This window comes from Virgibacillus dokdonensis (assembly GCF_900166595.1).
GTDB classification, from domain to species: domain Bacteria; phylum Bacillota; class Bacilli; order Bacillales; family Amphibacillaceae; genus Virgibacillus; species Virgibacillus dokdonensis.
The window spans coordinates 3,698,990-3,725,661 of the sequence record NZ_LT745763.1; the positions used below are offsets into that span (position 1 = coordinate 3,698,990).

Genomic DNA, 26,672 nt, shown 5'->3' on the forward strand with positions numbered 1-26,672 from the left:
GCTCGTTCACCGCCCTTTCTCATAAAAGGTTACGCGCTATTATATACATTAACCTTCAGATGGCAAAAATGTTTTCTTGAAAGCTTCAATAGCTTCGTTCATTTCTGATTCATCAGGTAATTTTCCAGTCTCACGAATGGAAGTTAGAAGCTCTTTACGATTATTCTCTAACCAAGTATTCATTTCTTCTTCGAAACGAAGAATGTCCTCTACTGCAATATCATCAAGGAACCCTTTAGTGAGTGCATAAATACTCATAACTTGTTTTTCTACAGCCATTGGTTTATGCAATCCTTGTTTTAAAATCTCTACAGTGCGTTCTCCACGGTTTAGTTTTGCCTGTGTCGCTTTATCCAGATCGGAACCAAATTGCGCAAATGCTTGTAACTCACGATAAGAAGCTAAGTCCAAACGCAAAGTACCTGCAACTTTTTTCATCGCCTTAATTTGTGCTGAACCACCAACACGTGATACGGATAAACCAGCATTAATCGCTGGACGAACGCCAGAGAAAAATAGATCTGATTGTAAGAAAATTTGTCCGTCTGTAATGGAAATAACGTTTGTTGGAATATAGGCAGCAATATCACCAGCTTGTGTTTCAACAAATGGTAACGCCGTTAAAGAACCGCCACCTTTTGCATCACTTAACTTAGCCGCACGCTCTAATAAACGAGAGTGAATGTAGAATACGTCACCAGGAAATGCTTCACGTCCAGGCGGGCGACGTAAAAGTAATGAAAGCTCACGATAAGCTACAGCCTGTTTGGACAAATCATCATAAACTACAAGCACGTGCTTACCGTTATACATAAATTCTTCTCCCATAGCAACACCTGCATAAGGAGCTAAGTATAATAATGGAGCAGGATCAGAAGCACCAGCTGAAACAACGATCGTATAATCTAAAGCACCATAACGACGGAATGTTTCCACGGTGCTTCGTACAGTAGAGTCTTTCTGACCAATCGCCACATAAATACAAATCATGTCTTGATCTGCTTGGTTCAAGATGGTGTCCACCGCAACCGTTGTTTTACCTGTTTGTCGGTCACCGATAATTAATTCACGTTGCCCTCTACCAATTGGTACGAGCGCATCAATCGCTTTTATACCTGTTTGTAATGGTTCGTCAACAGATTTACGATCCATTACCCCGGGTGCAGGAGATTCAATCGGACGTGTTTTCGTTGCTTCTATCGCACCTTTACCGTCCAATGGTTGTCCTAGTGGGTTAACCACACGACCAATTAATTCATCTCCAACAGGTACTTGCATAATACGTCCTGTACGACGTACTTCATCGCCTTCTTTTATTTCACTGTAAGGACCTAAAATAACAATCCCCACATTACTTTCTTCTAAGTTCTGCGCCAAGCCCATCACGCCATTAGAGAATTCAAGTAATTCCCCGGCCATCGCGTTATCTAGACCATGAGCACGAGCAATACCGTCACCGATTTCGATTACTGTGCCGACATCGCTAACTTCAATATCTGTATCAAAAGTTTCAATTTGCTGTTTAATCAGACTGCTAATCTCTTCAGCTTTGATGCTCATACCATTTCACCCCTATCTTCATTTGTTTGCAGTTACAATATTTCGCTCAATTCTTTTCAGCTTACCGCTAACGGAGCCATCATAAATCGTATTGCCAACACGTATTTTCATGCCACCGATTAAGGAAGGATCAACAATATTTGTTAGCTCGATTGCCTGTTTATCAAAACGCTTGGCAAAGCTTGACTCCAATTCCCGACATTCTTCCTCCGATAATGCTCTTACAGAATAGACGGTTGCAGCTGCAATTCCTTTTGCATCATTTACTAGCCGAATAAAATGATCAATAATTGCCGGAAGTAAATCAATTCGATGACGCTGCACAAGCAGATTTAATATATTCACCACTTCTTTATGCGCCTGTTGAAATACATCTTGCAAAAATTGTTGTTTCTTCGCATTGCTAATACGTGGATGCATGAGGAATGTATAAAGATCTTTATTGTCCTGAAAAGCTTTTTTGACTACTTTCAACTCTTGAGTCAACGCTTCAAGTAGAGACTTTTCTTGACCAAGTTGGAAAAGAGCATCCGCGTAACGCTTCGCTATTGTTTCATTACTCATAGCTCTTCTCCTACCTCTTTAATGTACTCATTAATCAGTTTCTCTTGATCTTTCTCATCGATTTCTTTTTCAATCACTTTCGTTGCAATTAATACTGATAATGATGCAACTTTATCCTGTAATGCTTGTAATGCTTTTTCTTTTTCATTTTGGATGTCTGCTTGGGCAGATTCTTTAAGGCGATTAGCCTCTTCGCGAGCTGCTCGAATAATTTCTTGCTCTTGCTTTTGACCAGCCTCTTTTGCATCATCCACAATCTTTTGTGCTTCCTGTTTCATTTGCTTTAAGCGTTCCTGTGCTTCTTGAGAAGCTTTTTCAGCATCAGCACGGCTTTTTTCAGCTGCATCTATTTCATTAGCTACATATTCTTCACGCTTTTGCATCATATTAATAACTGGGCCCCAAGCGAATTTCTTTACTAAGTATAGTAGAAGAAGGAAGAAAAATAATTGAATCGCCATATCGATTACTCTTAAGCCTCCAACGCTGGCACCTACGGATAAAACATCGATGTATGAATACACTAATCTCACTCCTTTCGTGATCGGTAACAACTTCAAACTATTTTGCGATTAAACCCCATAAAGGAATGGCGAAGACTGTTTAGCTAATCCTCGCCATGTTAAATTATGATAGTTTACATAAAAATAGCCATAAATGCGATTACCGCTGCGATAATAGGAATCGCCTCAACTAGTGCTACCCCGATAAACATTGTACCTTGTAATGAACCTTTTAATTCTGGTTGACGAGCAATCCCTTCTACTGTTTTACTAACGATCATCCCGTTACCAAGACCAGCGCCTAACGCTGCCAAACCAATTGCTATTGCTGCTGCTAAAGCTTCCATTCCTATTTCCTCCTTTTATTATAAACCTATTTTTTTATGTTTTTATTTAATGGTCACTGCTCACCTTATGAGACAAATACACCATTGTTAACATTGTAAATACAAAGGCTTGAATTCCACCAATAAAGACACTGAATCCTTGCCATGCAAGCATAGGTAATGCTGCACCTAGAAAACCAAGAGCATTAGATCCTGCAAGTCCTACTAGCAGCCCTAACAACACTTCCCCAGCATAAATATTACCAAATAGACGAAGACCTAACGTTAACGTATTGGTAAACTCTTCAATAATTTTAAAAGGGAGCATAATTGGCGCAGGACTAACATAGCCTTTCAAATAATGCTTCATACCTTGAATCTTGATTCCATAAAAATGGGTTAATAAAATAACCATACCTGATAATGTTAATGTTAATGTTGCATCAGCCGTCGGCGATTTCCACCATAAATCATGACCAATTACTCCTACTGTGGCTACTCCTAGCAAATTACTAACTAAGATATAGGTTATTAATGTTAAACCAAGCGGGAGGAATATTTTACCGGTTTTCCAATCCATGGTATCGCTAATAATCCCTTTCACGAATTCAACGATCCATTCCATAAAATTTTGCAAACCAGTTGGCCTCATTTGCAACTTTCGACTTGCAATGACACTAAGTATAAACACGATGGCTGAAGAAACAGCTACCATGAAAAGATTCGCCAAGTTGACGTCGAACCAGGAAATACCAAATAGGTCATGTGCTATTGGCGCAGTATGATTCACGTTGTTCACCCCTCCTTCTTGTGCGATTGTTTAAAGTTACTTAGAGCAAAATCTATCATAATGACAGGATAAGATGTCATTAATCCAATAATTACAGCGATAATATGAAAGTAGGCATCAAACCGAATGGCAATTAAGATGGCAAGGATTGCGGCAGTCATACGCGATAGTGTTCCTAATGTTTTTACTTTTTGATTACTCGTCACAGCCTCGCCAAACAGATCTACTTTCTTCTGGAGTAAATACAAGTTATAAAAGCTGATAGATGTGCCTAGTAACAAACCAAGAAAGATCTGTACATACGGTGTAAAGCCAGCTCCTATAACAAAAATTGCAAGCAGATAGAGCATCCATTTCCGCTGTCGTGCAACCATTATTTTATATTCCGACATAATTCCCTCTTCCCTTGCCCATAATACAGCATGTACATACGCAAAATGTTCTGCCTATTCAGCTATAGCTTTACGCTTTAAACTACTAAAGCTTAAGAAATTCGTATGTAAAAAAAGATCCATCTACATAGTATACTACAGCTTTTTTCACTTTACTATGAAGTTTATGTGAACAAATGAACAGGTAAGTAGCAAACCCGAAATGAAAGCGTTAATATTTATGAAGCCACTACCTTTCCACACTAAGCAAGTTTACATGAGGGACCCCTTAATGTCAATTGGTTTCAAGCATAATTTGCAAAGGAGAAGATAAGATTTTTAACCTCCAAAGAATAAAAAATCCCTCTTCCTAGTATAGTGTATATTCCGTGTCTAAAACGTGACAAATTTGTGAACGAAGGAACCCTTAGAACACCTAGGCTTACCATCAAGCTTATGACGAGAACTCCTCCTTTTACTTATATGATAAAGCCTTTTCCTATAGTGCAAAATCAACGCTTATCTCTACTTCGGAGGAACATATATCATTGTTTCATAACTTGCATTTTCCCCTGTGTTAAGTTCTACGGAAACGACTGCATAGTAAAAACCTGCCTTCCCTACTTTTCGCGCATTTAATTCACCTTCATTCATCCCTACCGCTACATCCGTATCCTCTATAAGCTGTCTATCGAATACAAGCGTGTCTGGATCATACAAATTCACTTGTACTTTTGTGGCTGGCTCTGTCATATAATAGTGATACGAAAATGTATCATTCGATAAAGGCTCTAATGCAAATTCAAACCCCATCGCCTTTGGATTATCCGCATTCTGATTTACAAATAAATACGGCAAATGATGTACTGTACTGCTTTGCTTTAACGTGAGCCAACCTTGATGAACGCCTTCTTCTAACTGTTGAGATGTTATTCTTGCTCCAATAGAAAGTTGTTTTTTTTCATTCGCAGGTATCGTTACAGCTTGTGGTAAGTTCCAACTTATCCCGCGTTGCTTACATGGAATGTCAAAATAATACGTTTGTTCTTCTTTTGTCCTATTTTCTATAATAATTTGTTCGTTTTTCACTTCACTGTTCCCCTGAACTTTACCAAACGTTAATTGTGGATCATCTATAATTGTCCCCGCTTCTATAGCTTCTTTAGGTTGAATGAGGCCCATTCCTTGAATGGTAGGATGTAACGGTTTTTGATTTACTTCCATTCGTAACGCTGTCGTTTTAATCGCTCCATATATTTGTTGATTCGTCCATTCAGGTCTAGCTTCTTTTATTAATGCAATGACACCACTTACATGAGGAGCGGCCATACTCGTTCCTTGTAAAGCTTGATAACCACCAGGAACTGTACTTACAATATTCGTCCCAGGCGCAACAACATCTGGTTTAATATTCCAATTAATAGTGACTGGCCCTCTTGAACTAAATGGGGCAATAGAAGAAGCTTTGTTTTCGTATTTCGTATCTAAGTGAAGACGATCTGACTGTAAATATTCTTCCAACCACGCACCATCCTGCTTCGATATAGTAGCAACCGGAATCTGAACAGCATTTTTTGCAGTAGATACATCCCCGTGTAGAGGTCCTTCTTCATTGTTTGCAATAATCACGGCTTTAGCACCTGCAGCTTGAGCTTGTTCCACTTTTTCTACAAAAGGAGTTTCATCTCGTTGAAAGAGAGCTATCTTCCCTTTTACATTTGCACCTTTGTTTGCATGCTTAATGGGATAAAATGTATCAAGCAGCCACGACGGTGCGCCTGCCATTTCTTGTATAGAAATACGCTTATCCTCCCATCGAGCATATAAATACGGGACTTGTTGTTGATGACTGGCAGCACCAACGGATAATGCGTGATTTGCTGTCGCAGGTGAGCCAACAGTCCATCCCCCAGGCCCTGCATTCCCATTCGCTATAACAACAGCAACACCTAATTCAGCAGCTTTATTTACAGCTACACTTGTCGGGTAATCTGGCCCATTCACTTGATTACCTAAAGACAAATTAATGATATCCACATCATCTTTTATCGCCTGCTCCATAGCAGCAATCACCTGTACCGAAGTACCACTTCCTCCTGGACCTAACGCGCGATAACCGTATAACTCAGCATCAGGGGCTACGCCTTTTAAATTTCCGTTAGCAGCAATAATGCCAGCAACATGCGTACCGTGTAATGTCGGTTTTCCTTGTTGCGGCTTTGTTTCCATCGGATCATTATCTAAATCAACTACATCATACCCTGATTTGTAATTCGTCTGTAAATCTGGATGGTTATAATCTATTCCAGTATCAATCACGCCCACTTTAACACCTTTACCCGTATATGTTGTATTATTTAAATCAAAAGGAAAAATGGCGTTTTTATCGTTCGGTTGGTTCAATTGGTTCGTTGTTGTTTCATATTTATGAACGGAGTGAACGGTTTTCACAAACTCTAGCGACCCCATTCGCTCCAGTTGTCTTTTATCTCCCTTTAAAGCAAGACCGTTAAACAATTCTGTATACACTGCCACCACTTGAATAGAGGGATAATGATTCTCCAAAAACAATTGATGATCTTTTGGATTACCTTTTACTTCAATAATAACTGCTTTTTCATTCATTTCTTGCTTCTCTTTCAACTGTTCTCCTGAGCTAGTAACACCTATAGAAATAAATGTCATTATCACGACAATCATACTAATAATCATTATTCGTACACGCATAGCATCCTCTCCTTAATAAGTAGGATTTGATGAAAGAAAGGGAAATATACGTGCATATAAGAGCTAATACCCATTTACGCTGTTTAAGTGCAACCGATATGAAAAACACTACGCATACCGCCAAAGCTTTATGACGGAAAAACGCTGTCGCTTTTCTTATACTATAAGGCCAAATAACCTTTATACTTTTGTATAATACAAAAAAGAGATGCTGGGCATTCACAGCAACTCTTTTTTCATTTGTTATTTATCAAAATAATCCACAATTGTATCAGCAATTCTGCGGGAGGCTTGTCCATCACCGTAAGGGTTGGACGCTTTTGCCATCTTCTCATGAGATTGTTTATTCGTTAACAATTCATTTGCCATTTGATAAATAGGCTCTTCCTCTGTTCCAGCTAATTTCAACGTTCCAGCTTCAATGCCTTCTGGACGCTCTGTTGTATCCCTTAAAACAAGGACAGGAACTCCAAGCGATGGTGCTTCTTCCTGTACACCACCAGAATCTGTCAATATTAAGTGTGCACGTGACGCGAAATTATGAAAGTCAACGACACCCAAAGGTTCAATTAGGTCAATGCGTGTATCATTTCCTAAAATCTCATCTGCTGCTTGTTTCACAACAGGATTCAAGTGTACTGGATAAATAACGTGAACATCATCATGCGTTTCCACTAAACGTTTAATTGCTCTAAACATTTGCTGCATATTTTTCCCTAGGTTCTCTCTCCGATGTGCAGTCATTAGAATAAGTCGTTTTCCTGCTATACGATCTAAAATTGGACTCGTGTACGAAGGATCTACCGTAGTTTTCAGTGCATCAATAGCTGTATTTCCTGTAACAGCAATTCGTTCACTAGGTTTATTTTCCTGTAATAAATTCGCTTTTGATTTTTCCGTTGGAGCAAAGTGTAAATCTGCCATAACCCCGGTTAATTGGCGATTCATTTCTTCTGGATAAGGAGAGTACTTATTCCACGTCCTTAGACCAGCTTCTACGTGACCTACTGCAATTTGGTTGTAATATGCAGCAAGAGAAGCAGCAAACGTAGTAGTTGTGTCTCCATGAACAAGCACAATATCAGGCTGCGTCTTTTTCATTACTTCGTCCAGCCCCTCTAACGCTCTTGTCGTAATTTGCGCTAGTGTTTGCTGCTTCTTCATAATATTCAAATCATAATCTGGGGTAATGTCAAAAATATCCAACACTTGATCTAGCATTTCACGATGTTGTGCAGTCACAGTGACAATGGATTCAAATTCCTCACTGCGCTTGTTCAACTCGAGAACGAGCGGAGCCATTTTAATAGCTTCTGGCCTGGTTCCAAAAATCGTCATTACTTTTATCCGATTACGTGTCATTATATGTTCACTCCAGAATGTATTGTCATTTCCATCTATTGTACCGAAAAAAAGCTTATCTTGCTATCCTGTACGTAAATTTGTCGACTACTTTGTCCCGAAAAGTCGATCGCCAGCGTCTCCTAATCCAGGAATAATGTAGCCTTTTTCATCCAACTTTTCATCCATCGCACCTAAGTAAATATCAACATCAGGGTGCTCTTGCTTAATTACTTCTACGCCTTCTGGTGCAGCTATTAAACACATCAACTTTACATGCTTTGCTCCCCTATTTTTCAATGAATGGATAGCATCATTTGCCGAACCACCTGTCGCTAACATAGGGTCGATAACGATCAATTCACGCTCATGAATATCAGAAGGTAATTTTATATAGTATTCAACTGGCTGTAATGTATTAGGATCACGGTAAAGCCCAACATGACCTACCTTAGCAGCAGGTATTAAATCAAGCATTCCGTCTACCATCCCTAATCCTGCACGCAGAATAGGTACTAAACCAATTTTTTTGCCTGCTAGTACATTTGCTTTGGTTTCTATTACTGGCGTTTCAATCGTTTTTTCTTGTAAAGGAAGGTCTCGTGTAATTTCAAATGCCATAAGCATGGAGACTTCATCGACTAGCTCACGAAACTCTTTAGTACCCGTGTTTTTATCTCTTATGTACGTTAGTTTATGTTGAATTAATGGGTGATCAAGTACAAATACTTTTCCCATGCGCCGTTCACTCCTTTTGTTTAGTTGCATCTTTAAAATTGTACTCAAAATTACTTTCACATGCAAGTTATGCTTTACATTGTCTCCATTTGTTGTAACCCTTGATCGCTAAGATAGATACACCTTTCACATACTTCCTGCATCGTATAAGTGTCATGATCTAGACACATTCAAACATAGATACTCTTTATACAGGCGAGTCTACATTCCATTATTAGGAAAACTTAACTATTCATGAAAAAGTAAGGTCGCCCCTTGTAGACTTTCTTCAGCAAATATTAATCATCCATAGTCTTATTTATAAGAAAAACTGTACTATTTCATACTTTATATTAGTAAAACTTAGTTTACCGCCAAATGGAGGAAGCTGTAGTTTTTCTTATACTATAACCTTAAAACTTATACTTTCCTATAGTAGAACAAAGGCGCAAGCGCCCGGTTAGCAACGTAGCGAATGGAACGAAACGACTAAAGTTTTAGGAATCATGGTGAGACGGTGTTGACGAACCAATGATGACTTATCGTAGGGCGATTCGTGAAGTCGCCTAGTTGCTGGGCGCTGGAGCCGGACGTGGCTAAATAACTTAGTAAGTTTATCCACAGCTGCAAAATTTTATAATTTCCTAGACTATAAAAAAGAGATGCCAAAGGTGGTGACCCCACAAAGTTAGAGTTTTTATTATGCAGCTGTTTGGCTGGTTTGAGTTCGGTATTGTACTGGACTTAAACCAGCCAATTTTAACTTTATACGTTCATTATTGTAGTAATCAATGTAATCCTCAATTTTTCGCTTTAGCTCTTCATAAGACACTATTTTTTCCCCATAATACATTTCTTGCTTTAGAACGCCAAAAAAATTTTCCATTGCCGCATTATCCGCACATGTTGCTTTTCTAGACATACTTTGAAAGATTTTGTTTTTCTTTAATGTTTTCATCCACTTGTTATGTTGATAGTGCCAACCTTGATCAGAATGAATCGTTGTTCGATATTCAGCTTCATTTTTAATAATTTTTAGTGCTTGATTTAACGGTGCTATAACGAAATCTAATGTTGGACTGTTAGAAATACCATAGGATATAATTTCACCATTATATAAATCCATTATTGGACTTAAATACAGTTTTTGATCTTCGGTACATTTAAACTCAGTCACGTCTGTCACTAGTTTTTGAAGGCGAATGGATGTATTAAATCTACGGTTCAAGCGATTTTTAGCCACTTTTCCAACCTTACCTTTATACGATTTATAGCGAGATTTACGTGTGAATTTCACGCACCTTAAACCCATTTCATTCATAATTCGCTGGACTTTTTTATGATTTATTACATAACCTTGGCTTTTTAACTCTAAATAAATACGACGATATCCGTATTTACCCTCGTGCTTTTGAAAAAGCTCAAGGATGATTTCTTTCCACTCTTTATCTGGATCTTCTTTCTGTAATTGCTTCATATGGTAATGATAAGTCGCCTCTGGAATACCCACAATTTCTAACACATCTTTTAATTTGAATCCTTCTTCTTTGAGTTCGAACGCCAACGCTGCTTGTGCTTTTCGAGGAAGGCGTTCGGATTCTCCTGAAAAGCTTTTAACTTTTTTAAATAGGCATTCTCTAAGCGCAGAAGTTCATTTTCGCGTTCTAACAGTTCTTCACGAGATAACTCTTTTTCTTGTTTCGCTGGTTTAGCTTTATGATTTTTAGACATAGGAGGCCGTCCTTTCGATTTATCTTGCAGGCCCTCTATACCTTCATTCCAGAAAATTCTGTACCAGTTCGCAATTAATGTGGGATTGTTCATCTTAAAAACAATCGCGGTATCTTGATAAGAAGCGCCTGTCCTTTTCATAAAGTTTAATACATCTAACTTAAATTGAACAGGATAAACTTGTTTAGAATGCTTCCTGCGTAGCCCGTCCTCACCAAATTCTTTATAAGCACGAACCCACCTCTCAATTGGTGATTGGCTTGGAATACCATGTTTTTTCGCTAGCAATCCATAGCCCAAGGAATTTTCAAGATATTCTTTTACAATCATCAATTTAAATTCATAACTATATTTAGCCATATAAAAACACCCCAAAAGTCAGATTTTCACTCTAACTTTTGGGGTGCGGCACCAAATCGGCACCTCTTTTTTATGCATAAACAGCATAAAGTGGAAATTTTTCAGTTAATGTTTTTACACGTTGTGCAGCTGTCTCTAGCACCTTTTGATCTTCATGATTTTTTAACGTCATTGCCATAATAGACGCTATTTCTTTCATTTCTGACTTGCCAAAACCACGCGTAGTAACTGCTGCTGTTCCTATACGTAAACCACTGGTAACAAACGGACTTTCTGTATCAAAAGGTATCGTATTTTTATTAGCAGTTATTCCAATTGAATCCAATACGTGTTCAGCTACTTTCCCTGTTAAATCTAGTGGAGTAACATCTAATAATAAAAGATGGTTATCCGTACCTCCAGATACGATACGTATTCCTTCAGATTGCAACGCTTCTGCTAGGACCTTGGCGTTTTCAATAACATGCTTACTATACGTTTTAAAAGAATCAGATAATGCCTCTTTAAAAGAAACAGCTTTAGCTGCAATAATATGCATTAACGGGCCACCTTGCATTCCAGGAAATACGGCTTTATCAATTTTCTTAGCAAATGCTTCCTTACACAAAATCATACCGCCTCTAGGACCTCGTAATGTTTTATGTGTTGTCGTCGTAACAAAATCAGCATATGGAACTGGGTTAGGATGTAAACCAGAAGCTACTAATCCAGCAATATGCGCCATATCCACCATTAAATATGCGCCTACTTTGTCAGCAATCTCACGAAATTTTGCAAAATCAATGATTCTTGAATAGGCACTAGCCCCAGCTACGATAAGCTTTGGCTTTTCCTGTTCTGCTATTTTTAAAACAGCTTCATAATCTAGTTTTTCTGTCTCTTCATCAACACCATAATCAACAAAGCGATATAATGTACCACTAAAATTAACTGGACTACCATGTGTTAAATGTCCGCCATGATTCAAATTCATTCCTAGCACTGTATCGCCAGGTTCTAAAACTGTAAAGTAAACAGCCATATTTGCCTGTGCGCCAGAATGAGGTTGCACGTTTGCATGATCCGCACCAAACAACTGCTTTGCACGATCTCGAGCAAGATTTTCAGCGACATCTACGTGTTCGCATCCTCCATAATACCGTCTTCCCGGATAACCTTCTGCGTACTTATTCGTAAGTACAGATCCCATCGCTTCCATTACTGCTTCTGACACAAAATTTTCAGAAGCAATTAGTTCAATATTATCTTGTTGACGTTTCTTTTCCGCTTCTATTGCTTGAAAGATTTCGATATCAGCTTGTTTGACATAGTCCATTTGATTACCCCCTTTTATGTATAATTCTATTGTAGCTTGAAACGGTTAGAAGAACAAACCCAATTTTTACTTCGTATTCATTGAAAAGAAAGGAACTCTTTCTATATAAGTATTAGAACAGCAAGCGAGTGGCTTAATAATGTCCAAAGATCTCAATACAGTTTTCGCTTATTTAATTAACAGTCTCTGTTCATGGAGTCATGATTATCATCAGGATAGACAGCACGAGCTCCGCCAATTCTTTTCGCACGCGTATAGGCTGCATTAACACGCGCTTCTCCTAAAAATCGTTGTTGAAACCGAAAAGGTACAGCAACTGGTTTCAAATGCATTCCAATCATCGTTTCACCAAAATCTATTCCTGCATGTGCTGCTACATTCTCCACTACCACAGGATCTTCCAATTGTTCAAATGCATAAGCAGCCATCGCCCCTCCGGCTTTTCTAACTGGTATAACGGATACTTCCTCTAATTGAAAATCAATCATCGTGCTTCTTTCCATCACCAATGCTCGATTTAAGTGCTCACAGCATTGAAAACAGAGGCGAATTCCAGTTTTATCTGCCAGTTCCTTTAATGCTTGATAAATAATAATCGCAACCTCTTTCGTTCCTGCCGTTCCAATAGACTTTCCTGCTACTTCACTAGTTGAACATCCAACCACAAATAAATTCCCGCGCTGAAGACGCCCTGACTCTTGCCACTCTTTCTGAATTCCATTCATTTGCACTGTTAATTCTTGATAAAACGACTCTTGCATCAACTTGAAACACCTTTCTTTCGTTATAAAAGAATCTCTAATGAGTGTTGATTTTTTTCATTTCGCACTAACTATTGCACTCCATCTTCATATGTTGTAATTTTACCAATGCGATTATCATGTCGACCGCCATCAAACTCTGTTTCTAACCATACTTTTGCTACTTCACGGGCTAATCCCGGACCAACTACCCTTTCTCCCATAGCAAGTACATTCGTGTCATTATGTTGCCTTGTTAACTTCGCACTATATACATCATGTGTAAGTGCACAACGAATGCCTTTTACTTTATTTGCAGCGATAGACATGCCAATTCCGGTTCCACAAATGAAAATGCCACGGTCAAATTCCCCTTTTGCTACACGTTCCGCTGCCGGTAGTGCGTAATCAGGATAGTCAACAGAACCTTCGCAACTACAACCGGCATCCTCAAATTCAATTCCCATTTCAGTTAACAAATCTTTGATTTCGTTTCTAATTGTCATACCTGCATGATCTGCTGTTATGATTACTTTCATTTGCATAAACTCCTTTTTGTCTCTTATTTTATCATGTTCATTCCATTACATCCTAGTTATTACTCACCACTTTATGCGACAAGGACGATTCTAATATTGATATTAGCCTAGATAAAGATTGGCTTCATCGTCAAACTTTGCTAAAACTTACCAAAAAAACAAAAATTAATTTACTGTAAACTGATTAATTTGCTTATTCAAATTTTTAGCCTGTTCTTCCAACGCATGCGCTAATTCATCAATCTGTTCTATTGTGGAAGCTTGTTCATGTATAGAGGCATTCACTTCCTCAGCACCAGCAGATGTCTCCTCAGCTACAGCAGCTACCTCTTGGGATTGCTTTACTGTATTTTGGATGGATTCCAATTGGCGATCGACTAAATCCGTAATTCTGCCAATCTCTGTTGCCACCTCACTTACAGAACTAGACATCTCCGCAATGGAGGAATTTGTTGATTTGCCATTACTTGCTTCCTGTTTTGCATAGGATACATTATCATTAATTTTCCCAACTACCGTTGCAACATCCTCTTGTATAGCAGTAATTAATCCAGAAATTTGCTGCACAGCTTGTGCACTTTGATCTGCAAGCTTCCGAATTTCATCAGCCACTACAGCAAACCCTTTCCCATGTTCTCCCGCTCGAGCAGCTTCAATTGAAGCGTTGAGAGCTAATAAATTCGTCTGTTCAGCTATTTCACCAACAAGTGTAATAATGGTTTCCACTTGTAGCGCATTCTGTTTTAAATGATCCACATCTTTAAGGGAAGCTTCCTGTTCATTGGCAAGTTTTTGAATTCCTTCCACAAGTTGATTAACTGCGACTTTACTGCGCTCTAAAATTTCCATCATGGCGTTCGATTTATGTTTAGAATCATTGGCTTTTCTTTGTACTTCTTCGGCAAGCTCTGTTGACATTTCTACTGCTTCAGCGGTATTTTGAATGGATTCTGATGCGCTTTCTGCTCCTTTAGAAATTTCATCAGCAGATGAACGTATCGACATAGAATGATGGCTTGCTTGTTCCGAAGCCTGTCGAATTTGTACAACAGATTGATTCGTATTTTCAAAATGTTGATCGATATTATGTACAATATTGCGTAAATTTTTTAACATGCTATCAAAAGCCAGTCCTAAAGCTTTTACCTCATCATCTGATTTGGAGATTTCAATAACTTGATTTAAGTTCCCTTTAGCAGCTTCTGAAGCGGCTGCTTCTAGCTTTTCTAATGGCTTTACAATCACTCTTGCAGCAAAAAAAGCGAGAATACCAGACCATATAATACCAAGGATAAACGTCGTTATTGTAAAAAAGTGTTCAGAAACGTCCCAGTAATCCTTTACATAGTCATAAATAAAGTATATAAATATAGCACTTACTGAATACGTTACCAAAGCTAAGCTCGTTGTAAATAGCACGAGTTTTAAGCGCAAACTGAACCGATATTTCTTCTTCTCCATAGATTATTCCCCCGTCTACTTTGTAAGTTTTTTACGAAGCAGATCAATATACTTATCCAACTCATCAAGCGTCTCCTGATAGGTCCGCAAATCTCCACCAAAAGGATCAGAAATATCATAATTGATTAGATTCGCTTCTAGCCTTCGAATATTCACCATGTCTTCGGCTAAATGTTCTTGAATGCGTTGATTGAGAAGAGAATTATCCAGTTTATGCTGATGTTTCTGGATAAATATTGATCTTTTTTCCTCATAATCTGCATATGCTTTTTTTAACTTTTCCCATACTTTTTTATCGGCTTCTAAGACATATTCCTTTAATGTAAAGTACTTATCTTGAAATTGGGGGAAATTCATAATTAACGACTGCTTATGCTGGGTTGTCATTGTTAAGACTACGTCAGCCCAATGAAGTAAATCTTTCGTAACCGGCTGGGAAAGATGGTTCATTTTTATTTGTTTTTGCTTTAAGACTTCAATCGTTTTAGGGTTTGCTTGTTGATCATTGGTTGCAAATATGCCAGCTGACTGTACTTCTACTTCCGGAATTTTATGCTTCACTAAGGCTTCAGCCATTGGACTACGACATGTATTACCAGTGCACACAAATAACAATCTCATACTGTTACCTCCGATACTAAACTCTGATATCAATATATCATATCCATCTTTCCTTTCACCAGTTCTTCCCCCTGTATAGAGACGAATGAACAACTTCCTTTAGTAAGAACAAAGGCTCGGGGCGCCCGGTCAGCAACGTAGCGAGTGGAACGAAGCAACTAAAGTTTTAGGAATCATGGTGAGGCGGTGTTGCACGAGCCAATGATGACTTATCGTAGGGCGATTCGTGAAGTCGCCTAGTTTCTGGGCGCTGGAGCCGGACGTGGCTAAATAACTTAGTACGTTTATCTACAGCTGCAAAATTTTATAATTTCCTAGACTATTAGAAAAAACTTGGTATAGAACCAAGCCTTTGCGCAGTTATAAAAAACATGCTTACCGCTAAGTCTTTACTGCAAAACAACGTTGCTAATTTTGTTCGTATAAACTTTAAACTATTGAACCTTCCCTATAGCAGAACAACATGCGAACTATTTCTTATTTATCCGAATAATACATGTAAGCCAAAAGCAATTAAAATACTCCCTCCTAACAGCTCACTATAAGCACCTAAGTAACCTTCTACTCTTCTTCCAAGCAGCATGCCGATCCAAGATAGACAAGCACTTACCATTCCAAATAGCAAAAGTGCTATAGCCGTCTTGACTCCAGAGATACCTAAACTTAACCCAACAGAAAAGCTATCAATACTTAAGCCGAGTGCTAATAAAAGCAATCCGACACCAACTGGTTGAATCATTTTTTTTACGTTCTGATTAAAAGCAGAAAAAAACATTTGGGCGCCAATCCCTACAAGTAACAATCCGCCAGCTAAATTAGTTAGACTACCGATTTGTTCTGATATCATAGTACCAAATAGAATACCTAAAAATGGCATAAGTATATGAAATAGCCCTACTACAACCCCAATGAGCGCTATACGCTTTAAACGAAGACGCTGTAACCCTAATCCTAAACTGACAGAAAAGGCGTCAAGTCCAAGCGCAAAAGCTAGAAATAATAAGGCTGTCACCTCACCAATGTATCCTGACACGTAGACTCCCCCTTGGACATGCTTTTAAACTATATGATGATCTAAGGAGAAATATGTTTGATTTCACTAGCGTTGCATAAATAACATCTAAATTTTCAGATCAAATATTCTTTCTAATAAATCCAAAAAAGTAAATACCCAACTAAAGATGGCACTATCCATTTGGAATATATTCACAATCAGACTAGAGTGACAGTCGCTGTTTTCTTATTAAGAAGCACCTTTCCCTTCTATTTTTCGAAGCTAGATATAAGCTGATTTCCATTTAGGCTAGCGTCTAACAACATTTAATTAATCTTAAAATTTTTAGAGGAAATCAAATTTATAAAGGAATAATCTATATAAGAAATTCGAATGTCGTGAATATTTTACATTATGTAAAAAACAAAAAAATAAATTACAATAATTGTATTAGAATTCCAGAAAGAAAAGAGGTATCTCAATGTTAGAGAACTATATATCTGCAGGAAGGGCTGAGAAGAAATGGACCCAGCAACACTTTTCGATGACGTAGGTGTTAGTCGCCAAACAATTGCAGCATTAGAAAAAACAAATATAACCCTTCATTGATATCGGCCTTTAAGATTTCTAATTCATTGGGAAAAGAGATTACAGAAGTATTTAAATTTAAGGAGAAAGTTGTATGATTACGTTAACCACAACCTATTTATAGAGCTAGCATTACTTATTATTGTTTCGGAAATATACAAAGCCAATTTTGAAAGAAAAAAGGAATCAATGGATGAAAGAGGAGAGTTATTATTTTTTTAAAATTAAATCTTTTTCTTATTCAATATTAACAGGAGGAATACTTCTTGGCGTTGCATTAGTAGCAATATTAGATGTGATTCATAAAGAGTATTTTATTTATTACGTAATGATTATATTCTATATTCAAAGTATTGTTCCCTCAATATATTTAGCTGTAGCTAAACGAATATAAAAAATACAAATACAACACTTTGAGAAGTAACTTCTCAAAGTGTTGTAAAAAATCCCTACTTTTTAATTGGAATTTCGCATGTTTTCTCATTGCAGGAACCAGTAGGAAAAATAGTTCGTCCATTTGCAATCCAGTCATAAACTTTTTGTCCCATTCCTATCTTAGATGATAGACTCAATAATGGTTCAAAAAACCTTACATACATATTCTGTTGATGCTGTTTATACCATTCTCTAATTTGTTAGTTGAGTTGATATTATAATCGAATACATCGTCTTTCCAACATAGGAATATCTAGACATTATGGTGAAAAAGGCAAGCTACCCTTTTCCTGGTTTATTTTAAAATCCTCTTATTATTGTCACAACTACAATGAAATGATACGACTAGCAGCTTTCGTTAAGCGATTCATTACTGCTTGTCCAATACCTTGTTCAGGAAAAGACTCACAAAGAATAATATCAACTTCCCCTAATTTAAAGGTACGTAATGCGCCATATAAATTGGCAGCTACTTGCTCCATTGTATTTCCTAGCTTTATGATTGCTTCTACCTGTAGCCTTTCCACGGTACCGTCTTTCCCCATGACACCAACTCTTTTTCCTTCCATCTGTAAACGGTAGATCATACTCTGCAAGTTTTCGCTAGCCCCAGAAACAATCCATAGCGGAACTTCAGGGGAATAATGCCGATACTTCATGCCCGGAGATTTTGGTTGTTCATTTTCATTTTTTACTGCTAAGCCAGGATCAACCATAACAGCCCCCGCTACTTTTTCAATTTGCTCTTTCGTGATACCACCCGGTCGTAAAATAACCGGAATATCCTGCGTGCAATCAATGACAGTTGATTCTAATCCAACACCAGTAGCCCCACCATCCAAAATTCCAGCAATCTTATCACTTAAATCATGCCATACATGTCTAGCACTAGTTGGGCTAGGTCTTCCCGATATATTGGCACTTGGTGCAGCAATTGGTAACTGACATGCGGATAGCAACTGATGAGCAACTGGGTGACTCGGGATTCGGACACCGACAGTATCTAAACCTGCTGTTACAGCAGGAGAACACACATCATTACTCGGTAAGACGAACGTAATTGGCCCTGGCGTATAAGCAACTAATAATTTATCTACATAAGCAGGCCAATAACGTACTAGACTTTCCATTTGCAAAGCATCGGCCACATGAACAATTAGCGGATTATCCTGTGGACGCCCTTTTGCCTGAAATATTTTCTGTACTGCTTGCTCATTTGTAGCATTAGCTCCTAATCCATACACAGTCTCCGTTGGAAAAGCAACAATTTCGCCTTGGTGCAGTAGCTGACTCGCTTCGATTATCGACTCTTGTTGTTCTCTTTTAGTCATTTTAGATATATTCCAATACTTCGTTTTCATTTTCAGTTACCTCTTTTCTACTAACATTATTTTAGTAGATCAAGACGGGTTGTGCAATGAAAGCAAACAGAGTTGCTGTTATTTTGATACTTGAATACTAAGGACGCAATTAATAATCGCCTCGACAACAATGGGAATAATTTAAACCAAAGACATTTGCCGCGATTGGATTAGGACAGTAAAAAGAGGATAGTTTTTCATTCCAATATAGGAAAGTATGAGATGTTTTTGGTTTATAGTATAAGAAAAACAAAGGCTTTTTCCATAAGACTTGGTGACAAGCCAAGTTTTTCTAGGGAATACTATGAAAATATATTCACTTTTACTATACTAAAAACCTGTAGATAACTAATGAACAACATATCCACAGGCCTTACATTTATAAACCTTTATTATTAAGTTTTTTTTACATTTATACACATTTTCCACAACAAATTTAAATGTTATCCACAAAAACAGTGGATAACATTGTTAGTAACTTAATTTTTCGGCAATTTATTTTAGATAACCATCACGAAACATGATACAACCACCAATTACCGTCTTTTTGATCAAATTTATCAACAAAAGCTCTCTCTTTTTGTGGATGAAACTGCAAAGCTTCAAGTAAAATATCCACAACTGGTTGATGACTATGCACATAAACTCTTTTTGCGTGCTGTTGTTTAGCCATCGTTAAAATGGATTCCAATAATACTGGAAGGACAGCTGCTTCTGATTGTGTAATATATAGCTGTTTTAACCAATACGTTCCTTCTTCCATTTCCTCAAGGATAAAACAACCTTCTATCTTTCCTTTTATCTCAACAACATACCCTTTTTGTAATAAACTATCCTTATTCATATGTGGATTACTTAGTAAAAAGTAGTCTAACTTTTCCTGCGATACTTTGTTAGCCTGAATTAAATTCATTTCTACTCACCCCTATTACGGTTTAATAGTTTTGCTTATATATAAATATAGTATATGCACAGACAACGAAATTATGACCAGCCTAACCATTCAAACAAGAAAAAGCTCACTTCCGTATCTTCATCATCTTCTCGCTCCACTTCTTTCTCTTCTTCTTTATCTTCTGTCGTTTCAGCTGATACGGCGCTCGTTCCGTTAGAAAAATCTAGAAAACAGAGAGGAGGAAATAAAACACACCACCAATTGTCACCCTTCCCTTCTCCAATTGTAATTAAAACTGCTTCATATTCACCTGCAGGATATAAAAATTCACCATATATTTTCGTTGGAAAGGAAACATTTTTATTGTAAGACACTTCATAACTTTGTTTTACATCCGCTTTCTTGAGCACGGACCCTACAATCTGATTTAAGTCTGGTATACGTTTTTCTATTAAACTTCTAGCCTGCTCAATATCTGTAATATCCTCTACCCATTTCGTAATCTCTTTATTCACTTGATCGCGTATACTTCTTTTTAATTCTTGATCTGCTTCACTATCACTATTAGCCAATATACGTAAACGGATCGCTTCATCCGGAATAACTTGATATTCATCTTGATTGTTAAGCGCTGTTTCCCCTGATTTTTGGCTTATCACTTGCCCAGGAATAATTAATAATCCAATAAATAATATAACAGCAAAAAATACTAGTTTTTTCATCACCGTCTTCCCCCTTTGTATTCTTCATTATGTACAAAGGGCGATGATTTTAAACTAGTATTCTTAAATATTATTATTTACAATGACCATCCGATCTTTTCCATTGATGTCTTGTAACACTTGTGGATAACTGTCAGGATAAACATACTTGATTAAATCAGATACAGCTTCACCTTGTTGATAGCCTATTTCAAAAGCAACCAAATAAGGTCTCTCGGACAATTGCGCCATTTGATAAACAATTTTTTTGTAAGCAGCTAATCCATTTTGTTCTGCAAACAAAGCTAAATGAGGATCAAAGTTTTTCACTGTATCTGCCATAAAAGAAATATCCTCCCTCGCAATATAAGGAGGATTACAAACCAATACATCCATAGAAATATTTTGTTCTAGTACTGGTGCTAAAAAATCGCCAGCAGTAAATACAACAGCAGCTTGATGTCGGCTCGCATTTTCCTTCGCTACTTTTAGAGCTTGTTCCGAGACATCTGTTGCGTAAACCATCGCCTTAGGCAACTCTAAAGCGAGTGTAATGGCAATTATGCCACTTCCTGTACCCACATCAACAATAGTCGGGCACTTATCCACAAAATGATGGTTTACATGTTGAATAACCTGCTGCACGAGTTCCTCTGTTTCTGGCCTCGGAATAAGTACATCTTCGTTTACCTTAAATTCCCGTCCATAAAACGAAGTGCACCCCATCAAATGCTGTACTGGTATACCCGTTGAAGCATGTTGCTTAATGGCTGCCATATACGGTGTAAGCACTTCTTCTGGAACAAGTTGTTGCATATTCATGTAAAATTTAATAGCGGTCACTTGTAAAAAATGTTGTAGCAAAATAACGGCAACATTTTTTTCTCGACCGTGTTCCTCTAAAAAAAGGGAAGCCCATTGAAGGACTTCGTATTGTTTCTTCACTTCCATATTATTCACCAATTTGTTCCAATTTCTTCGTTTGCTCTTCCATAATTAACGCTTCAATAATTTCATCTAATTTACCTTCTAGAATTTGATCTAGTTTCTGAATAGTTAAACCAATCCGATGATCGGTTACACGATTTTGCGGAAAGTTATAGGTGCGAATACGCTCTGATCGATCTCCAGTTCCTACTGCAGATTTACGATTTTCATCGTATTCAGCTTGAGCTTCTTGTTGATACATATCATATATTCTAGCTCGCAGCACCTTCATTGCTTTTTCTTTATTTTTAATTTGCGATTTCTCATCTTGAATTGAAACCACGATGCCTGTTGGAACATGCGTTAAACGAACAGCTGACATTGTTGTGTTAACACTTTGACCACCCGGCCCACTAGAGGCAAAGGTATCCACACGTATATCCTTTTCATGAATATCCACTTCCACTTCTTCAGCCTCGGGCAGGACAGCTACGGTCGCCGTTGATGTATGAATTCTTCCGCCTGATTCCGTCTCAGGAACACGCTGAACACGATGGGCGCCGTTTTCATATTTCAAACGAGAGTAAGCACCTTTACCGTTAATCATAAAGATAATTTCTTTGTATCCACCTACACCAGTTGTATGAGCTTCCATGACTTCTAGTTTCCACCCATAAGTCTCGGCGTAACGGGAATACATCCGATATAAGTCTCCTGCAAATAATGCCGCTTCGTCTCCACCGGCAGCTCCGCGTATTTCCATAAATACGTTTTTATCGTCATTTGGATCTTTCGGCAATAGTAAAACTTTTAACTTCTCTTCCAATTGTTGTTTATTTTCTGTAAGCTCGTTAATTTCAAGTTTTACCATTTCTTCCATTTCTTCATCTAGCTCGTCTTCTTGCATTTCTTTTGCGTCTTTTAACTGCTGTACGACATCTTTATATTCTCGATAAACTTGAACAACATCTTCTAAGCTTGATTGTTCTTTGGAATATTCTCGAAGCTTTGTCGCATCGCTAATTACTTCCGGATCACTTAGCAATTCATTTAATTTATTGTAACGATCTTCTAAAGATTGTAAACGATCTAACATCACGGCCACCTCTTTCTAATTAACAGTATAATTATAGTATACTCCTGTTATTAGGTCAAAATCGGTGTGGATTAAAGACAAGAACTTCTTTAAAACACCTCTAAGTTCGTGTTCAGGTTGTGCTAGTCTTATTTTATACGAGATAAGAAAATCGGCTTATTTGGACATTTTTGTTAAACATATGTTGGTTGTTGCTTTATTCGGTTTATTTGGTACTTCATGGTGATGGCGGCATCTTGGCTCATAAGATTCAGAAGCTCCAACTAATATAATTGGATCATCATAAGAAGCTGGTTGCCCGTTGATTAAACGTTGTGTTCTACTTGCTGGAGAACCACAAATGGGACAAATAGCATTCAACTTCGTGACGGACTCGCTTAACGCCATTAATTGCGGCATAGAACCAAATGGCTCCCCACGAAAATCTGTGTCTAAACCAGCAACCACAACCCGTATACCAGCATCCGCTAATTGTTCTACAATAGTGACAATGGAAGCATCAAAAAATTGCGCTTCATCTATACCAACAATATCCACATTTTCATTTATATGTTCAAGCAAATCTGCTACATCTTTAATTGGTCGAGCGATTATCGACGTTCCATTGTGAGATACGACTGCTTCTTTTTCATAACGGTCATCTAGAGATGGCTTAAATACCCTTACAGTTAAATTAGCGTATGTAGCACGTCGGACTCGGCGAATCAATTCCTCTGATTTACCTGAAAACATGCTCCCACAAATCAATTCTACCCAGCCACTTTGTTTCATTACATACATACGTCTTGTCCCCCACTTTTCCATTTTCGTTTATTTCCATTTTGCTTATCTGTTCGTTTTTCTATACATGCTTCACTTTCTATGAACATACAACGAATTTGAAGTTCATTTACAAATTTCCATGGTGAAAACTGTAGTTTTTCCTTATACGACAATCCTTATAATTTTATATTTCTATAGTATAAAGTAAAAAAACAGGCAAAGTTGGAGATTTTGCCTGTTTTATACACTATTGTAAATAGATGATTCGTGTTCGGAACTTCATGGGTTCCAACAATTACTTCATATTATATTTTTTCTTGAAGCGATCCACTCGACCACCGACTTTATCAGCCTTTTGCTTACCAGTGTAAAATGGATGTGATTCTGAGCTGATCTCCACACGAATTAATGGGTACGTATTCCCATCTTCCCACTCAATTGTTTCATTGGATGATTTGGTAGATCCACTTAAAAATTTAAAGTCGGAACTCGTATCAAGAAAAACTACTTTTTGGTACTCTGGATGAATATCCTTTTTCATGTTTTCCACTCCTTTTTGCCCTGAATCCTTTGGAGACAGAGTTATTGTAAGAGCCCTCATAGGTAAAATACCTGATCTAAACTCACATAAAAAGATTATAACAGGATGATTTCTATAATGCAATAGTAGGCTTTACCTACTCGGGATTAGAAAATCTTGGCTTAGCGTCATGTGTCTATAGGGAAAGCTGTAGTTTTCTTGATATGAAAAGACGTATTAGTAAATGCTGCTGCCCTCCCAATGCAAGCAATGACTGTTTCTTATAAAGAATAAATCTAATTTTATACTTGGCTATAGTGTGAAAAGCGTGAACAGGTTTAGAATATACTTTAAGAACGTTTCATGCCACGTCGCTTCATCTCTTCATCCATCATTTGGAAAAATTCTTCATTATTTTTTGAAGCTCTTAATCTACGTAAGAAGCGTTCCAGAAAATCATTAGAATCTTGCATTGTTTTACGAATAGCCCACATTTTATCCAAGTGCGATTTATTAACAAGTAATTCTTCTTTTCTAGTTCCAGACCGTAAAATGTCAATAGCAGGAAATATACGACGCTGAGCCAGATTACGATCTAAGTGTAATTCCATATTACCGGTTCCTTTAAATTCCTCATAAATCACATCATCCATGCGTGAGCCTGTATCGATCAATGCTGTCGCTAATACTGTGAAGCTTCCACCCTCTTCGATATTTCGAGCAGCTCCAAAAAATCGTTTTGGACGATGAAACGCAGCAGGATCAATACCACCTGATAACGTACGTCCACTAGGCGGAATAACGAGGTTATACGCGCGCGCCAAACGAGTAATACTGTCCATTAAAACGATAACATCTCGCTTATGTTCCACTAAACGCATTGCCCGTTCTAATACAAGCTCCGATACTTTTATATGACTCTCCGGAACTTCATCAAATGTCGAACTGACAACATCCACATCAGGATGTACAGAGCGCTCAATGTCTGTTACTTCTTCAGGGCGCTCATCTACTAAAAGAATAATTAATTTTGCATCTGGATGATTTTCAGAAATGCTGTTAGCAATCTCTTTTAATAAAGTTGTCTTCCCAGCTTTAGGTGGAGCAACAATTAGTCCACGCTGTCCATAACCGACAGGTGTCATTAAATCAATAATACGTGTTGATATTTCATTTGATTTCGTTTCTAGCTTCATTAAGCGATCTGGGTATAATGCAGTTAGCGCTGGGAAATGCACACGTTCTTTCGCTGTTTCTGGGTCATCTCCATTGACAGCATCTACATGTAATAGACCATAATATCTTTCGTTTTCTTTAGGAGGTCGAACCTTTCCAGATACTTTATCACCATTACGTAAATCAAAGCGTCTAATTTGCGAAGCTGAAATATAAATATCTTCAGCGCTTGGTGAATAGTTAATCGGTCTTAAAAAACCAAATCCCTCGGAAGGAATAATTTCTAATATCCCATCCATAAAGAGGTAGCCATCTTTTTCCGCTTGTGCTTTTAAAATTGCAAAAATTAGTTCTTTTTTCGTTAACTTTGCATAATAAGAGATTTTATACTCTCTTGCTAATTGGTAAATCTCTTTTAATGTTAACGTCTCCAAACGGGAGATAGTTAGTCCTGCCATAAAATCACCTTACCTATAAAAATTTTACTTTCTCTGTTGAAAAACTTGGCTATTCGCTATGTCTTGATAGCAAAAACGCCGTCCACTTTCTTTATCGTATAAATAAAAAACTTGGCTTGTTGACACATCTTTTAAGCGGAAAAAGATGCTGTTTTTACTATAAACCAAAAAAATCTTATACTTTCCTATAGAAAAAAAGATATATATGGTTTTACTAGTACATCTACTACATTATACGAGGATCATGCCCAAACAGACGAAGTGAGATGGTATTTTCTCTTTTAAAACCTGTTCATCTGGAATTACATATAGAAGTAAACTTCAGCCAATTTTTTCTTCATTTCTAGTATCAAAAGTTTTTTTAGTTTGAATTGCTGCAAGAGTCATTTCTACTTAGTTGTAAAGCAATCGTTTTACATCGTCTTTTCCTTCGAATAAAAGCTGCTGTATGGCTACTACTTTCAAAAATTGGAAAAACCAAGCTGGACAAGTCTATATGGGGAAATACCCATACTCAAATATCCTTCTCATCAGCAGCCTGTCCGTTCTACCAATCGGCTACTACCAAACCGTAGTTTTTCTTATACTTTTCTATAGTGTAAAAGACAACCGCATTAATTGGAAAATTTAGTTTATGCACATAAACTCGTAGAAATGTATTTTAATTGAGATGGCCTTTTTCCCTTTCCTTATTCAACTTTATACTTCATGTAGAATGTAGCCTATACCAACTACCAAATGTATTCCATGATACTTCAGTAATATAGCATGAGAAAAACATGACTTCACACCAAGGATTTAAGTCGATAATTACCGTTCTTCTTATACTTTAAACCGCTAGAAATTTTGATACTTTCCTAATAGTACAAGAAATTGAATAGAATTTTTCACTTCTTTATTGGAAAGCCTGTCTTCGAAGAAATGAAGATATTTTGTAGGGAAGCTAGATTCGAAGTTCAACATAATACATAAATTATAAACATATACCATCTTACTCTTTTAACATGCAAAATTCAACCGTATAACGCTATTTAATTACACAAATTATACTAGGTTCATTTTAGCATATGCGAATGAATCTTGAAATAAAACA

Annotated in this window: 24 protein-coding genes and 2 pseudogenes; 1 reads left to right on the top strand and 25 read right to left on the bottom strand. The window is 37.4% G+C overall.

The window, feature by feature from the left end; translation table 11 throughout:
• Positions 1 to 48: 48 nt before the first annotated feature.
• From atpA to B2C77_RS18780, 17 genes and pseudogenes are all read right to left on the bottom strand, one after another.
• Positions 49 to 1,560 carry a F0F1 ATP synthase subunit alpha gene (atpA, locus tag B2C77_RS18700; RefSeq protein WP_077706409.1) on the bottom strand — a complete coding sequence of 504 codons (1,512 nt, stop codon included), beginning with the start codon at positions 1,558 to 1,560 and terminating at the stop codon, positions 49 to 51.
• Positions 1,561 to 1,578: 18 nt separating this feature from the next.
• Complete coding sequence (locus B2C77_RS18705; RefSeq protein WP_077706410.1) at positions 1,579 to 2,124, bottom strand: F0F1 ATP synthase subunit delta; 546 nt, start codon at positions 2,122 to 2,124, stop codon at positions 1,579 to 1,581.
• Positions 2,121 to 2,648, bottom strand: a complete 528-nt coding sequence (gene atpF / locus B2C77_RS18710) for a F0F1 ATP synthase subunit B (protein ID WP_077706411.1) — start codon at positions 2,646 to 2,648, stop codon at positions 2,121 to 2,123. Before atpF ends, B2C77_RS18705 begins: the two co-directional genes overlap by 4 nt.
• Before the next feature lie 113 nt (positions 2,649 to 2,761).
• Positions 2,762 to 2,974 (bottom strand): F0F1 ATP synthase subunit C, encoded by a 213-nt coding sequence (atpE, locus tag B2C77_RS18715; RefSeq protein WP_077706412.1) that lies wholly within the window; start codon positions 2,972 to 2,974, stop codon positions 2,762 to 2,764.
• A 46-nt stretch (positions 2,975 to 3,020) separates the two neighbouring features.
• A complete protein-coding gene (gene atpB, locus B2C77_RS18720) occupies positions 3,021 to 3,743 on the bottom strand; it encodes a F0F1 ATP synthase subunit A (RefSeq protein WP_077706413.1) in 723 nt (240 codons plus the stop codon).
• 5 nt (positions 3,744 to 3,748) lie between these two features.
• Positions 3,749 to 4,135 (bottom strand): ATP synthase subunit I, encoded by a 387-nt coding sequence (locus B2C77_RS18725; protein WP_077706414.1) that lies wholly within the window; start codon positions 4,133 to 4,135, stop codon positions 3,749 to 3,751.
• Positions 4,136 to 4,639: 504 nt separating this feature from the next.
• Positions 4,640 to 6,841, bottom strand: a complete 2,202-nt coding sequence (locus B2C77_RS18730; protein WP_141130766.1) for a S8 family serine peptidase — start codon at positions 6,839 to 6,841, stop codon at positions 4,640 to 4,642.
• Positions 6,842 to 7,084: 243 nt separating this feature from the next.
• Entirely contained in the window at positions 7,085 to 8,203 is a 1,119-nt protein-coding gene (gene wecB, locus B2C77_RS18735) for a non-hydrolyzing UDP-N-acetylglucosamine 2-epimerase (RefSeq protein WP_077706415.1), read from the bottom strand.
• 87 nt (positions 8,204 to 8,290) lie between these two features.
• A complete protein-coding gene (gene upp, locus B2C77_RS18740; RefSeq protein WP_077706416.1) occupies positions 8,291 to 8,920 on the bottom strand; it encodes a uracil phosphoribosyltransferase in 630 nt (209 codons plus the stop codon).
• Between the two features lie 679 nt (positions 8,921 to 9,599).
• Positions 9,600 to 10,466: pseudogene (locus B2C77_RS18745) on the bottom strand (IS3 family transposase); the annotation flags it as partial.
• On the bottom strand, positions 10,427 to 10,990 hold the full coding sequence (locus tag B2C77_RS18750; protein ID WP_077701823.1) for a helix-turn-helix domain-containing protein: 564 nt from the start codon (positions 10,988 to 10,990) through the stop codon (positions 10,427 to 10,429). The pseudogene B2C77_RS18745 and the gene B2C77_RS18750, both read right to left, overlap by 40 nt.
• Positions 10,991 to 11,060: 70 nt before the next feature.
• Complete coding sequence (glyA, locus tag B2C77_RS18755; protein WP_077706417.1) at positions 11,061 to 12,305, bottom strand: serine hydroxymethyltransferase; 1,245 nt, start codon at positions 12,303 to 12,305, stop codon at positions 11,061 to 11,063.
• Positions 12,306 to 12,481: 176 nt separating this feature from the next.
• Entirely contained in the window at positions 12,482 to 13,066 is a 585-nt protein-coding gene (locus B2C77_RS18760) for a TIGR01440 family protein (protein WP_077706418.1), read from the bottom strand.
• A 71-nt stretch (positions 13,067 to 13,137) separates the two neighbouring features.
• Positions 13,138 to 13,584: a ribose 5-phosphate isomerase B gene (gene rpiB / locus B2C77_RS18765; RefSeq protein ID WP_077706419.1), complete on the bottom strand. Its 447-nt coding sequence runs from the start codon at positions 13,582 to 13,584 to the stop codon at positions 13,138 to 13,140.
• Between the two features lie 165 nt (positions 13,585 to 13,749).
• On the bottom strand, positions 13,750 to 15,045 hold the full coding sequence (locus tag B2C77_RS18770) for a methyl-accepting chemotaxis protein (RefSeq protein WP_077706420.1): 1,296 nt from the start codon (positions 15,043 to 15,045) through the stop codon (positions 13,750 to 13,752).
• 15 nt (positions 15,046 to 15,060) lie between these two features.
• Positions 15,061 to 15,666 (bottom strand): low molecular weight protein arginine phosphatase, encoded by a 606-nt coding sequence (locus tag B2C77_RS18775; RefSeq protein ID WP_077706421.1) that lies wholly within the window; start codon positions 15,664 to 15,666, stop codon positions 15,061 to 15,063.
• A gap of 481 nt (positions 15,667 to 16,147) precedes the next feature.
• Positions 16,148 to 16,699 carry a manganese efflux pump gene (locus B2C77_RS18780; protein WP_077706422.1) on the bottom strand — a complete coding sequence of 184 codons (552 nt, stop codon included), beginning with the start codon at positions 16,697 to 16,699 and terminating at the stop codon, positions 16,148 to 16,150.
• Between the two features lie 442 nt (positions 16,700 to 17,141).
• Between B2C77_RS18780 and B2C77_RS18785 the strand changes: the two are divergent.
• Positions 17,142 to 17,346, top strand: a pseudogene (locus B2C77_RS18785) (helix-turn-helix transcriptional regulator).
• Positions 17,347 to 18,009: 663 nt separating this feature from the next.
• On the opposite strand, the gene B2C77_RS18795 reads toward B2C77_RS18785, so the two are convergent.
• The 8 genes from B2C77_RS18795 to rho all read right to left on the bottom strand — a co-directional run bounded on the left by B2C77_RS18795 (position 18,010) and on the right by rho (position 25,579).
• Complete coding sequence (locus tag B2C77_RS18795) at positions 18,010 to 19,044, bottom strand: L-threonylcarbamoyladenylate synthase (RefSeq protein ID WP_077706423.1); 1,035 nt, start codon at positions 19,042 to 19,044, stop codon at positions 18,010 to 18,012.
• 511 nt (positions 19,045 to 19,555) lie between these two features.
• Positions 19,556 to 19,957 (bottom strand): GNAT family N-acetyltransferase, encoded by a 402-nt coding sequence (locus tag B2C77_RS18800; protein ID WP_077706424.1) that lies wholly within the window; start codon positions 19,955 to 19,957, stop codon positions 19,556 to 19,558.
• 71 nt (positions 19,958 to 20,028) lie between these two features.
• Positions 20,029 to 20,661, bottom strand: coding sequence for a stage II sporulation protein R (spoIIR, locus tag B2C77_RS18805; RefSeq protein ID WP_077706425.1), 633 nt, complete (start codon positions 20,659 to 20,661; stop codon positions 20,029 to 20,031).
• Positions 20,662 to 20,724: 63 nt separating this feature from the next.
• Entirely contained in the window at positions 20,725 to 21,591 is an 867-nt protein-coding gene (prmC, locus tag B2C77_RS18810) for a peptide chain release factor N(5)-glutamine methyltransferase (RefSeq protein WP_077706426.1), read from the bottom strand.
• Position 21,592: 1 nt separating this feature from the next.
• Positions 21,593 to 22,663 (bottom strand): peptide chain release factor 1, encoded by a 1,071-nt coding sequence (prfA, locus tag B2C77_RS18815; RefSeq protein WP_077706427.1) that lies wholly within the window; start codon positions 22,661 to 22,663, stop codon positions 21,593 to 21,595.
• 156 nt (positions 22,664 to 22,819) lie between these two features.
• Positions 22,820 to 23,443, bottom strand: a complete 624-nt coding sequence (locus B2C77_RS18820) for a thymidine kinase (RefSeq protein ID WP_077706428.1) — start codon at positions 23,441 to 23,443, stop codon at positions 22,820 to 22,822.
• 277 nt (positions 23,444 to 23,720) lie between these two features.
• On the bottom strand, positions 23,721 to 23,966 hold the full coding sequence (locus B2C77_RS18825) for a type B 50S ribosomal protein L31 (protein WP_073009220.1): 246 nt from the start codon (positions 23,964 to 23,966) through the stop codon (positions 23,721 to 23,723).
• A 329-nt stretch (positions 23,967 to 24,295) separates the two neighbouring features.
• Positions 24,296 to 25,579 (bottom strand): transcription termination factor Rho, encoded by a 1,284-nt coding sequence (gene rho / locus B2C77_RS18830; protein WP_077706430.1) that lies wholly within the window; start codon positions 25,577 to 25,579, stop codon positions 24,296 to 24,298.
• Positions 25,580 to 26,672: the final 1,093 nt, after the last annotated feature.

Bases quoted from the DNA above. Each gene is read 5' to 3' on its own strand.
- atpA (WP_077706409.1), bottom strand. From the start codon at position 1,560: ATGAGCATCAAAGCTGAAGAGATTAGCAGTCTGATTAAACAGCAAATT.
- B2C77_RS18705 (WP_077706410.1), bottom strand. From the start codon at position 2,124: ATGAGTAATGAAACAATAGCGAAGCGTTACGCGGATGCTCTTTTCCAA.
- atpE (WP_077706412.1), bottom strand. From the start codon at position 2,974: ATGGAAGCTTTAGCAGCAGCAATAGCAATTGGTTTGGCAGCGTTAGGC.
- B2C77_RS18725 (WP_077706414.1), bottom strand. From the start codon at position 4,135: ATGTCGGAATATAAAATAATGGTTGCACGACAGCGGAAATGGATGCTC.
- B2C77_RS18730 (WP_141130766.1), bottom strand. From the start codon at position 6,841: ATGCGTGTACGAATAATGATTATTAGTATGATTGTCGTGATAATGACA.
- wecB (WP_077706415.1), bottom strand. From the start codon at position 8,203: ATGACACGTAATCGGATAAAAGTAATGACGATTTTTGGAACCAGGCCA.
- upp (WP_077706416.1), bottom strand. From the start codon at position 8,920: ATGGGAAAAGTATTTGTACTTGATCACCCATTAATTCAACATAAACTA.
- B2C77_RS18750 (WP_077701823.1), bottom strand. From the start codon at position 10,990: ATGGCTAAATATAGTTATGAATTTAAATTGATGATTGTAAAAGAATAT.
- glyA (WP_077706417.1), bottom strand. From the start codon at position 12,305: ATGGACTATGTCAAACAAGCTGATATCGAAATCTTTCAAGCAATAGAA.
- B2C77_RS18760 (WP_077706418.1), bottom strand. From the start codon at position 13,066: ATGCAAGAGTCGTTTTATCAAGAATTAACAGTGCAAATGAATGGAATT.
- rpiB (WP_077706419.1), bottom strand. From the start codon at position 13,584: ATGAAAGTAATCATAACAGCAGATCATGCAGGTATGACAATTAGAAAC.
- B2C77_RS18770 (WP_077706420.1), bottom strand. From the start codon at position 15,045: ATGGAGAAGAAGAAATATCGGTTCAGTTTGCGCTTAAAACTCGTGCTA.
- B2C77_RS18775 (WP_077706421.1), bottom strand. From the start codon at position 15,666: ATGAGATTGTTATTTGTGTGCACTGGTAATACATGTCGTAGTCCAATG.
- B2C77_RS18795 (WP_077706423.1), bottom strand. From the start codon at position 19,044: ATGAAAACGAAGTATTGGAATATATCTAAAATGACTAAAAGAGAACAA.
- B2C77_RS18800 (WP_077706424.1), bottom strand. From the start codon at position 19,957: ATGAATTTAATTCAGGCTAACAAAGTATCGCAGGAAAAGTTAGACTAC.
- spoIIR (WP_077706425.1), bottom strand. From the start codon at position 20,661: ATGAAAAAACTAGTATTTTTTGCTGTTATATTATTTATTGGATTATTA.
- prmC (WP_077706426.1), bottom strand. From the start codon at position 21,591: ATGGAAGTGAAGAAACAATACGAAGTCCTTCAATGGGCTTCCCTTTTT.
- prfA (WP_077706427.1), bottom strand. From the start codon at position 22,663: ATGTTAGATCGTTTACAATCTTTAGAAGATCGTTACAATAAATTAAAT.
- B2C77_RS18820 (WP_077706428.1), bottom strand. From the start codon at position 23,443: ATGTATGTAATGAAACAAAGTGGCTGGGTAGAATTGATTTGTGGGAGC.
- B2C77_RS18825 (WP_073009220.1), bottom strand. From the start codon at position 23,966: ATGAAAAAGGATATTCATCCAGAGTACCAAAAAGTAGTTTTTCTTGAT.
- rho (WP_077706430.1), bottom strand. From the start codon at position 25,579: ATGGCAGGACTAACTATCTCCCGTTTGGAGACGTTAACATTAAAAGAG.